The following is an 11,127-nucleotide window of genomic DNA, read 5'->3' as shown; positions in this document are numbered from 1 at the left end:
CAACCACAAGACGGCAAACGAGATCCTACACGGTGACTGGAGTTCAGACGTGTGCTCTTCCGATCTGTCAAGATTGGATGGAAATGGTGGGTCAGGTTTGCATGGAAATCAACATGCGCTGCCCTTGGCGTTGTTCGAGGCTAGCGCCTGGCTGGCGTCACCGGGCTGTGCTGCGTTGCTGCTAGTTCCATCATGGGCCAGTTGCGCGTCTTCCGGAGATCCGCGTACCACCTGGGCCAGGGATTCAACCACCAGATCAGGCTGCAGCTTGCGAAACTCAGGCGACATGCGATGGAGCACGGAGCGCAAGCTGTCGGTTTTGAGGATCCCTACCAACAAATAGCCACTGCGGATCACATCGTCGGCAAACAGCAAGCTGGTGTAGATCCATGAGCGTTCAATGGCCAGGTCGATGTGCTCGGAGAAATCGACGATGGCAGTGGCGCCCCGCGCGAGCCGGTCCAACTCGTTCGTCATGCCTTTTTCCAACTCTGCCGTATCGAGCTTGAAATGCTTAGCGATGCGGCGGAAGTCCGAATCCTGGTCCTGCTGGATCTGGTGCAGCCAGTGCACCAATTCGACATAGGGGTTGCCGCGAAGCTTGCAGGCGACCGTTGCCGCCTCTGCTGCACGAAAGACTTGGGGGTTCAACTTGCCAAACAGATGGCTGCGACTGATCTCCGACATGGGGGCTCCAAGATATGTGATGGCAAAAAAAGGTTGCTATATGAGGCTTCAGGCCTTCTGAAGGTGCGGCTCAGCAACCGTAGACAGCAAGGTGTTTTAATAAAAATCAGCTATCAAGTCTAATATCTTAATTGCCATTACGCTATCATCGCTCGGAGGAAATGAACAACTGCACCAGGCAGGTAAACGGTCCCTGCAAGCGCATTCGTGGGAGCTACAAGTGGAAGATTTCAACATTGGTGTGGACTGGGCCCAGCCTGTCTCAGACACGCAGCCAGCGGGCAAGAACACGGAATTCGACACCGCATTTGCAGAGCTGGAAACCGCAGCCATACACAGCCCGGAGCAACAGTACGGGGACACCTTGATTGCATCCAAGGAGCCCGACTGGCCCCAAGTGCTGGCATTGGCCAGCGCCTTGTGCGCCCAGACCAAGGATTTGCGAGTACTGCTTTTGCTCACGCGCGCAATGACGCGCATGCATGGCTTACCCGGGCTGCACTATGGTTTGCAAAGCGTCGACACGGTATGTCAGCTGTTTTGGGCGCAGGTCCATCCACAGCTTGAGGTGGATGGCGAAGCTGACCCCCACATGCGCTACAGCGTCTTCTGCGATTTCGGCGATAGCAACAGCTTGGTTGCGGACATGCGACAAACCGTTGCGCTTCCCAGCCAAATTGGTGCATTCACCGTCAAAGACCTGGAGCGCCTGTTCGATAGTGGATCCATTGAGCTCAATGGCATCTCCGTCACCAGCCGCCAAATTGCGCAGATTCTGGAAGAGAAACAGCATGAAGGCGGCGCGGCGCTGCAGGAACTACTAGCGCAAATTCTGGCCTTGGTCGCCAACATACAAAGCCGCTGCCGTGAGCAACTAGGCAGCGACTACGAACCCGATCTGCAGCCCCTGCGCCGGCCACTGGAGAAGCTCAGCAAGCTGCTGCAACCGGGCGACGTCGCGACCGCGCAGGCGCCGCTGCAACCCCAAGAAGAGAATCTGGTCGGCGGCATGGTTGCGAATACTGGAGATATACGCTCGCGCAAGGATGCCATCCGCCAGTTGGAACTGGTTTGCCGCTATCTGGAGCTGCACGAGCCTACCAATCCGGCCCCTTTGTTGATCCGGCGGTCCATCAAGGTCATGGAGATGCGCTTTATGGACATCGTGCGCCATATGGCGCCGGACGGTCTGAACCAAGCGATGTTCATTGCGGATGCAGAACCCTCTGACACCTAATCCCCATTGCACGACGCGAGGATCCCCCATGTTTTTGCAGCTCAGCGCCCGCTTGGCCTATGCCAATGGCGAGACCCACGTGGTGCAACACGTATTTGATCGGCAAGGCGGCACCCTGGGTCGAGACCCAAATTGCCAAATGGTATTGCTCGACCCCTTTCGCAGGATCTCACGCATCCAGGCGCAGGTGTACGTTGAAGATGAACGCTTTATTTTGCTCAACGCTAGCACCTCCAACGCTATTTACGTAGACGACAGGGAGTTGCGTCCGGGGGAGATATGCCCTGTCGAGAAAGGCGCTACCTGGGTCACTGGTAATTACACCATTCTGGTAGAAGATCTGGCGTACGAGGCCCAAGCGGTGGTTGCGGGTGCACAGCCTGTGGTTGCGTTGCCTTCAAGCCCCGAGGTGCAAGACGCTGAGCAACTGCAGGCTGAAGTCCGCATGGTCCCCTCACATCCAACCTTGCCTACCGCACCTCCCCCCACAGAGCAAGGCGATACGGCACTGGATCAAGCCACTGCTGCGGGGCCATTTGGAGATCTTCTGTCGACCCCTCTGCCTGCGTCCGCGTACCAAGCAGCCGCTGGAGCGCACTCTGGGGCCGTACACGATGCGCCACAGGCGCTATCAGCCAGTCTGCCCGTTTCTCCGCCATTACCCTCTTCGCCGCCCGCTTCCCCCACGCCGGCAGTCGCAGCCGTGGGCTTTATAGCGGCTGATCCGTTTGCCGATTTGCTTGCAACGCCCGTTAGCGAACCTGATGCCTTGGCAGCCCAGGGAATGGCTTTCAAAAGCGCCACGCTCATCCCAGAGGACTTCAATGTATTGGCGCCCAACGGCGCGCCAGAGCGTAACAGTGACGACCCTTTGGCGCAGATAGAGAGCGCTCAAGACCTTCCACAGATGTTTCCAGGCCAATCGTTGGACGCCATCTACCAGCCAGCAGAGGCCGAGATATCCGTGATGGTGCAAGACCCCTTGGCCTCCAAGCAGCACCAGCGCCTGATAGATGCCACTATCCCAGTCGATCCGATGCAGATGTTCGTGGATGCTCCACAAAGCGACATCTTGGAGGTGGGTGTCCTAAAGCCTGGACAGGTACTTGCTGCAGACCAGGCACTCTCGGACCACCGGGTGGAGGTCGGATCGTATTTCCGAGCACCCCGGGCTATTGTGGAAGACCCAGCGCTGGGCCGCCCAGACACACCATCAGCATCTTCGGCCGCAACTATTCCAGAAGCAGTGTTAGCTCCCCTTGAGCTGTCCTCCGCGACGGAGACAGACATTGGACAGCAGCAAGTGATGGAGGTCGGTACCAGCGTTGGTGCTACCGAAGGTGGAGCAACTACCGCAATCAATGCGCAGGCGGACAGCGGAGATGATCCTGATTGCGACATAACCGCGCCACATGTACAAGTGGTTGTGACGCCCCCTTCCGTTGACATTCCACCTCAGGCTGAACAGCAAGCAATCCCGAAAAGCGACGAAACTCATATGCAGGCGCTGCTGGACAGCTTTAAGCAAGGGGCTGGCCTAACAGATTGCCGCTACCCCGAGCAACTCACGCCCGAGCTGATGTTCATGCTGGGCAAGATGCTGGCGGAATCGGTGCAGGGCTGCATGGACTTGCTGAGCGCCCGGGCGGCAGCCAAGCAAGAAGTCAGGGTGTCCGTCACCTTGATCAACGCCGAGGCCAACAATCCTTTGAAGTTTCTGCCGACCGGATCGTCGGTGCTGGCGCAGATTTTTGGGCCTCGCATGGCGGGGTTTCAGGATGGCCCAACGGCGATAGCAGATGCCTTCCAGGATCTGCGCAGCCATGAGGTCGCGATGATGGCGGGCACACAAGCGGCAGTGCGCGGTTTGTTTGACCGCTTTGACCCGCATTATCTGGAGGAGCAGTTGCAGAGCCAAGGGCGTGCAAAGCCGTTGTTCAGCAGCCAGCGCGATGCCCGGTTGTGGGATTTGTACCGCAGCCGTTATGAATGGCTGAAAGACGAGATCAAGAACCAAAGCCCGACATCTTGGGGCGCAGAATTCCTCAGCGCTTACCAGGCAGAAGTGGCGCACAACAGCGACAGTAAGAGCAAGTGATGACCCAAGACCGCAAGCAAGCCGAGACGGCACTGGCCTTGGTCCACCATTCGCAGACGGACCCCGGTGATCGCAGCTACAACGAGGATGCTTTCTGCCATGTGCGAGACCAGCATGTGGTGTCCTTTGCAGTGGCCGATGGCATGGGCGGCGCTGCTGGTGGGCTGCGCGCATCCACCTTGGCCATGCAAGCGATACGCGATGCGCCGTTGTCGATGGACCCTGCCGTTTTTCGTGCGCAGTTGCTGGCCCTATCCAGCCACATACAGGCGCAGCAGCAAGCTCACCCCGAATACAGCCGCATGAGCACCACCCTGGTGGAGCTGCGTATCGATACCCACCGACAACGTGCCATTTGGGCCCACTGGGGCGATTCACGCGTGTATTGGTTTCGCGCCAAGGAGCTGATGGCGATGACCAGTGATCACAGCGTCGTGCAATGCCTGGTGAATGCGGGGCTGCTATCGCCCAGCGCTGTTGCGACCTACCCCAAGAAAAACGTGCTGCTAGGGGCAGTGGGCACCCAAAGCGAAGTCGGGCCCGAGGTACTGGAGCAGGCTATCGATATCTCCACCGGAGATGCGTTCCTGCTGTGCACCGATGGCATCTGGAATGGCCTCAGCCCAGCGGACATTGAGGCCTCTCTGCAGCGTGCAGGCTGTGTGCAAGACTGGATCAGCGACTTGATGGCGATGGTCCGAAAGCAAGGCTGTGGCGACAATGACAACTTCACCGCCACCGGCGTCTGGGTCAGCAACGATGGTGAAAACACCTTGCTGCTGCACGGTGCGTAGAGCCCAGCTGCGCCAAATGTAAAAAAGCAGGCCTCTCGCAAGAGGCCTGCTTTTGTTGGCGGCTTGCGTTTAACCAGCCGCCACCGGCGCACTCTCCCAGCTGCCACCCAGTGCACGAATCAGCGCAATGGTGGCCGTGTACTGGGCGGTGCGCACCTGCAGCGCCTGGCGGCGGTTGCGCAGTTCGTTGCGGCGGGCGTCCAGCAGCTCCAGCTGGCTGACCAGGCCGTTGCGGTAGCGCACATCGGAGAGGTGGGTGGCCCGCTCGGCCGACTGCACGGCCTGGCCCAGCACGGTGGCCTGGCCTTGCAGCAGGCGCAGGCTGCTCAGCTGGTCTTCCACGTCGCGGAAGGCGCCCAGCACCTGGCCGCGCTGGGCGGCCACTGCCGCTTCCAGCCGGGCCTTGGCGCCCTCTTCCTGCGCTTCGCGCTGGCCGCCGTCAAACAGTGGCAGCGAAAGCAGCGCACCCAGGCCCCAGGAGCGGGCCGACCACTTGAACAGGTCACCCAGGTCGGGCGAGGCAAAGCCACCATTGCCGGTCAAGGTGATGGCCGGGAACCAGGCCGCTTGCGCCACGCCCACGCGGGCCTGGGCCGCCAGCACGCTGGCTTGTGCGGCAGACACATCGGGCCGGCGGGCCAGCACGGTGCCGGGCACGCCAGCGGGGATCACCGGCAGGCGCACCTCGCCCTGCGCAGCGGGCAGCTTAAAGCCGGTGGCCACCTCACCCACCAGCACCGCCAGCGCATTGCTCAGTGTGGCCTGCTGGCGTTCCAAGGCCAGGGCCTCGGATTCGGTGGCGGAGACCTCGCTTTGCATGCGCACCACTTCCAGCTCGGCGGCATCGCCGGCGTCGAAGCGCCGCTGGATCAGGCGCAAGGTGTCGCGGTAGGCGGACAGGCTTTGCTGCACCAGCTGCTGCTCGGTTTGCAGCGCGCGCAGTTGCAGATAGGTCTGCGCCACATCGGACTGCACCATCAGACGCGTGCTTTGCAGCAAGGCAGCACGCGCCTCGGCATCCAGCTGCGCGGCCTGGCTGGCCTGCGACAGGCGGCCAAACAGGTCCACCTCGTAAGACAGGTTGAGCCCGGCTGTCACCAAGGTCGCGGGCTGGAGCCCGTTGCTGGTGTTGGCACCAGCCTGGCGTGCCGCGCCGCCCGAGACACCGACCTGCGGCATGCGCTGGGCATCGGCCGAGCGCAGCAGCGCCCGGGCCTCTGCCAGGCGGGCTGCGGCCGTCTGCACATCGGTATTGGCATCGGCAGCGCGCTCGACCAGCTGGGTCAACTCGGCATCGCCAAAGGCCAGCCACCAGGCGCCACGGGGCTGGGCCTCGGCCGGGGCGGCCGTGGTCCAGGAAGCCTGGTCCTGTGGCGTGCTGAAGGCGGCGGGCACCGGCACGCCAGCGTTTTGCACCGCCGGTGGCAGCGCCGTAGCGCAACCGGCCAGCAGCAGGGCCGCAGCCAGCGGCGTGAGCAGTTTCAAGCGCAGCGGTGCCAGCGCGCGGCGCAGCCCCCGGCCCAGGGGCGCCTGACCGGTTTTGGCGTTGAAAGACATCGTCATTTCTTGCATGTTGTTCTTCTCTTATTCGTCATGTCCGCGAGCCGCGGCCAGGAGGGGTTGGGCAGAGCCTGCGCCATGCACAGGTGCGGGCACCGGCGCCGTGATCGGGGCCACATGGGCGCCGTGTTGCTTGAGCGGGCGGTTGCCTGCCAGCTTACGCAGCAGCACATAGAACACGGGGGTCAGGAACAGACCGAAGGCGGTCACACCAATCATCCCGGCGAACACGGCAATCCCCATGGCGCTGCGCATTTCTGCGCCGGCACCCTTGGACAGCACCAGCGGCAGCACACCCATGATGAAGGCCATCGACGTCATCAGGATCGGGCGCAGACGCAGGCGGCTGGCTTCGATCGCGGCCTGGATCGGCGTGCGTCCGGCAAATTCCAGCTCACGGGCAAACTCCACGATCAAGATGGCGTTCTTCGCCGATAGCCCCACCAGCACCACCAAGCCGATCTGGGTGAAGACATTGTTGTCGCCATGCGAGAGCCAGACCCCGGTCATCGCAGCCAGCAGGCCCATCGGCACAATCAGCACAATGGCCAACGGCAGGGTCAGGCTTTCATACTGCGCAGCCAGCACCAGGAACACCAGCAAAATCGCCAGCGGGAAGACCAGCGCCGCGGAGTTGCCCGCCAGGATTTCCTGGTAGGTCAGTTCCGTCCATTCAAAGCCAATGCCCTGCGGCAAGGTCTCGCGGGCAATGCGCTCCACCGCTTCGCGCGCCTGGCCCGACGAGAAACCGGGGGCCGGGCCGCCATTGACATCGGCCGACAGGAAGCCGTTGTAGCGCATCGCACGCTCTGGGCCAAAGCTGGGTTCGAGCTTCATCAGCGCGGACAGTGGCACCATCTCGCCGGTGGTCGATCGCACCTTCAGAGCGCCCACATCTTCGGCGCGGGCGCGGAAGCCCGCATCCGCTTGCACCCGCACGCTGTAGGTGCGGCCAAACTTGTTGAAGTCATTGGCATACAGGCTGCCCAGATAGATCTGCAGGGTCTCGAAAATATCGGTCACCGGCACACCCAGCTGGCGCGCCTTGGTGCGGTCGATATCGGCGTAGAGCTGCGGCACATTGACCTGCCAGCTCGAGAAGATGCCAGCCAGCTCCGGCGTCTGGTAAGCCTTGGCCATGAAGGCCTTGACCGCGCCATCCATCGCTTCGTAGCCGAGCGAGCCCCGGTCTTCAATCTGCAGCTTGAAGCCGCCCGTGGTGCCCAGGCCCGACACCGGTGGTGGCGGGAACATGGCGATAAAGGCGTCCTGGATCTGGCCAAAGGCCTGGTTCAGTTGGCCCGCCACAGCGCCACCGCTCTGGTCGGCGCGGGTGCGCTCGGCAAAGGGCTTGAGCGAGACGAACACGATGCCGGAGTTCGAGCTGTTGGTGAAGCCATTGATCGACAGGCCGGGGAAAGCGATGGCATCCTGCACATTGGGGTTCTCCTTGACGATATCGCCCATGCGCTTGATCACGTCCTCGGTGCGGTCCAGGGTCGCACCATCGGGCAGCTGGGCAAAGCCCACCAGGTACTGCTTGTCCTGTGCCGGCACAAAACCGCCGGGCACCATATGGAACAGGCCCCAGGTGGCGCCGACCAGCGCCAGGTACACGACGAACATGCCGGCCTTATGGCCAATCACGCGGCGCACGCCGCCACTGTAGGCTTCCGAGCCACGGTGGAACACGGCATTGAAGCGGCGGAAGAAACCGCCCAGCACGCGGTCCATGCCACGGGTCAGCGCATCCTTGGGTTCGTCATGGCCCTTGAGCAGCAATGCGGCCAGTGCGGGCGACAGGGTCAGCGAGTTGATGGCCGAGATCACCGTGGAGATCGCAATCGTCACCGCGAACTGCTTGTAGAACTGGCCGGTCAAACCACTGATGAACGCCAGCGGCACAAACACCGCGACCAGCACCAGAGCAATCGCAATGATGGGGCCCGAGACTTCACGCATGGCCTGGTAGGTGGCCTCGCGCGGGCTCAGCCCGGCTTCGATGTTCCGCTCCACGTTCTCGACCACGACGATGGCATCATCGACGACGATACCGATGGCCAGCACCAGCCCGAACAGGCTGAGCGCATTGATGGAGAAGCCCAGCAGATGCAGCACCGCAAAGGTACCCACCACCGACACCGGCACCGCCAGCAGCGGAATGATCGACGCGCGCCAGGTCTGCAGGAACAGAATCACCACGATCACCACCAGCGCGATGGCCTCAAGCAAGGTATGGATCACCGAGTCGATCGACGCACGCACAAACTGGGTCGGGTCATAGGCAATGCGGAACTCCACGCCTTCTGGCATGTTCTTTTGCAGCTCAGCCATCGTGTTGCGCACGTTTTCCGAGATCTCCAGCGCATTGGAGCCCGGGGCCTGGAACACGCCCATACCAACGGCTGCTTCGTTGTTCAGCAGCGAGCGCAGCGAATAATCAGCTGCACCCAGCTCCAGGCGGGCAATGTCGCGCAGACGCGTTACCGCACCGTCCGAGCCGGTCTTGACGATGATGTCGCCAAACTCTTCGGTGCTGGACAAACGGCCTTGGGCATTGATCGACAACTGGGTATCCACGCCAGGCAGACCCGGCGATGCACCGACCACGCCGGCAGCGGCTTGCACGTTCTGGCCCCGGATGGCGGCCACCACATCGCTGGCCGACAGGCCGCGCTGGGCGACCTTTTGCGGGTCCAGCCAGGCGCGCATCGAGTAATCGCCACCGCCAAAGATCTGCACCTGGCCTACGCCCTGGATGCGCGCGAGGCGGTCCTTGACATTGAGCACGGCATAGTTGCGCAGGTAGTCGATGTCATAGCGCCCATTGGGCGAGACCATATGGACCACCATGGTGATGTCCGGCGAACTCTTGACCGTGGTCACGCCCAGGCGCCGCACTTCTTCGGGCAGGCGCGGCTCGGCCTGCGAGACGCGGTTCTGCACCAACTGCTGCGCCTTGTCCGGGTCGGTGCCCAGCTTGAAGGTCACGGTCAGGGTCATCACGCCATCGGTGGTGGCCTGGCTGCCCATATAGAGCATGCCTTCGACACCGTTGACGGACTCTTCGAGGGGCGTGGCGACAGTTTCGGCGATCACCTTGGGGTTGGCGCCGGGGTACTGGGCACGCACCACCACTGAGGGCGGCACCACCTCGGGGTACTCCGAGATGGGCAGGGCCCGCATGGCGATCAGCCCGGCCAGAAAGATCAGCAGCGACAGCACACCCGCAAATATCGGGCGGTCGATGAAAAATCGGGATAAATTCATACGCTTGGCTTTTTTGTTATCGGTTTAGGCGGCGGGCTTGGAGCCATCGTTGGCAGCCTGCTGCGCATCGCCCTTGAGCTCGGATTTGCTGGACATCGGCACCTCCTGCGGTGCCACCACGGCACCGGGGCGCACGCGCTGCAGGCCGTTGACCACAATGCGCTCGCCGGCCTTCAGGCCCGAGGTCACCAGGCGCAGCCCTTCAAACGGCGCGCCCAACTGCACTTCGCGGTACTCGGCCTTGTTGCCCTCGCCCACCACCAGCACAAACTTCTTGCTCTGGTCCGTTCCCACGGCACGTTCGTTGATCAGCAGCGCCTGCTGGCTATGGGGCTGGCCCATGCGCACGCGGGCAAACTGGCCGGCCATCAGCGCGCCGTCGGCGTTGTCAAACACCGCACGCACCCGCACGGTGCCGCTGCGCGCATCCACCTGGTTGTCAATCAGCTGCAGGTGGCCCTTGTAAGGCGTGGCGCCGCTGGTGCCCACCCCCATCTGCACGGGAATGCTCTCGATCAGCGCACGGGCGCTCTTGCCCTGGCGCAGGCCTTGCAGCGCATTGGTCACGATCTGCTCGTCGGCATCAAAACTGGCATACATGGGGTTGACGGAGACCAAGGTCGTCAGCACTGGCGCGCCGGCACCGGCGCTGACCAGGTTGCCCACGGTCACATCGATGCGGCCCATCTTGCCGGCCACGGGCGCGCGCACCTGGGTGTAGCCCAGGTTGAGTTTGGCCGTCTGCAGCGCGGCCTGCGCTGCGCGCAGGTTGGCGTCTGCTTCGCGGCGGGCGTTGGTGCGCTCGTCCAGTTCCTTTTGCGCAATGGCGCGCTCTTCCCACAGACGGGCGGCGCGCTCGGCTTCGCTTTGCGAATAGCCCATGCGTGCCTTGGCGGCCACCACCTGGGCTTCGGCGCGGTCCACTTCAGCGGCATAAGGTGCGGGATCGACCGTGAAAAGCAGATCACCGGCCTTGACCAGCGCACCCTCCTTGAAGTGCACCGCCTGCAGCGCGCCGGCGACACGCGGGCGCACGTCGACGCGCTGCACGGCTTCGAGCCGGCCGGAGAATTCATCCCACAGCTGCACGTCCTGCTGCAGCACCTGGGCGACGGAGACAGGCATCGCGGGCGGTGCCGTGGCCTCTGCCGGCGCACTCGCGTGCGAGCTTTGCAGGCCCATTGCCGTGCCGCCTGCAGCCACCACGGCAGCTGCCAGACCGATGGCCGTCCACCAGCGGCGTTGAGGGGAAGTCGAAGTTTTGTTGTTGCTCATGGCCAAGTCCTGATGTGTGCGTGAATAGTTTTTGAGGTTTCTTGCGGCAACGGCATGCCCCTGCGGCTACAAAAGCCGACAGAAAATCCTTGCCACAGTTGAGCCTCTGCAAAACTCCCTGCCTTGGTCTGAACGTGGTCTCGGGCGATCCGCTGCGTTGTCTTCTTTGTCAATAGCTACGGCTCGACTGCAAAAGACGCCTTGCG

7 protein-coding genes are annotated in these 11,127 nt (G+C 62.5%); 3 read left to right on the top strand and 4 right to left on the bottom strand.

Features of this window, described 5'->3' with window-relative positions:
• Positions 1-108 precede the first annotated feature (108 nt).
• Entirely contained in the window at positions 109-687 is a 579-nt protein-coding gene (locus ACHWUQ_RS13615) for a hypothetical protein (RefSeq protein ID WP_394681465.1), read from the bottom strand.
• A 220-nt stretch (positions 688-907) separates the two neighbouring features.
• Between ACHWUQ_RS13615 and tssA the strand changes: the two genes are divergently transcribed.
• Genes tssA through ACHWUQ_RS13600 form a run of 3 tightly spaced genes read left to right on the top strand, consistent with a single transcriptional unit; the run spans position 908 to position 4,816 of the window.
• Entirely contained in the window at positions 908-1,924 is a 1,017-nt protein-coding gene (gene tssA / locus ACHWUQ_RS13610) for a type VI secretion system protein TssA (RefSeq protein ID WP_394681464.1), read from the top strand.
• A gap of 28 nt (positions 1,925-1,952) precedes the next feature.
• Positions 1,953-4,022: a type VI secretion system-associated FHA domain protein TagH gene (tagH, locus tag ACHWUQ_RS13605; protein ID WP_394681463.1), complete on the top strand. Its 2,070-nt coding sequence runs from the start codon at positions 1,953-1,955 to the stop codon at positions 4,020-4,022.
• Complete coding sequence (locus tag ACHWUQ_RS13600; protein WP_394681462.1) at positions 4,022-4,816, top strand: PP2C family protein-serine/threonine phosphatase; 795 nt, start codon at positions 4,022-4,024, stop codon at positions 4,814-4,816. Before tagH ends, ACHWUQ_RS13600 begins: the two co-directional genes overlap by 1 nt.
• Before the next feature lie 69 nt (positions 4,817-4,885).
• Here the strand turns inward: ACHWUQ_RS13600 and ACHWUQ_RS13595 are convergent, their stop codons facing one another.
• From ACHWUQ_RS13595 to ACHWUQ_RS13585, 3 genes are read right to left on the bottom strand one after another with little or no spacing between them, the layout of a single operon-like run.
• Entirely contained in the window at positions 4,886-6,379 is a 1,494-nt protein-coding gene (locus tag ACHWUQ_RS13595) for an efflux transporter outer membrane subunit (RefSeq protein WP_394681461.1), read from the bottom strand.
• Positions 6,380-6,400: 21 nt separating this feature from the next.
• Complete coding sequence (locus ACHWUQ_RS13590; RefSeq protein ID WP_394681460.1) at positions 6,401-9,646, bottom strand: efflux RND transporter permease subunit; 3,246 nt, start codon at positions 9,644-9,646, stop codon at positions 6,401-6,403.
• Positions 9,647-9,670: 24 nt separating this feature from the next.
• A complete protein-coding gene (locus tag ACHWUQ_RS13585) occupies positions 9,671-10,921 on the bottom strand; it encodes an efflux RND transporter periplasmic adaptor subunit (RefSeq protein WP_312462575.1) in 1,251 nt (416 codons plus the stop codon).
• Positions 10,922-11,127: the final 206 nt, after the last annotated feature.

The sequence above is a fragment of the uncultured Comamonas sp. genome (genome assembly GCF_964277875.1).
Lineage (GTDB): Bacteria > Pseudomonadota > Gammaproteobacteria > Burkholderiales > Burkholderiaceae_C > Comamonas > Comamonas sediminis.
This window is presented reverse-complemented; position numbering and strand designations above follow the sequence as displayed.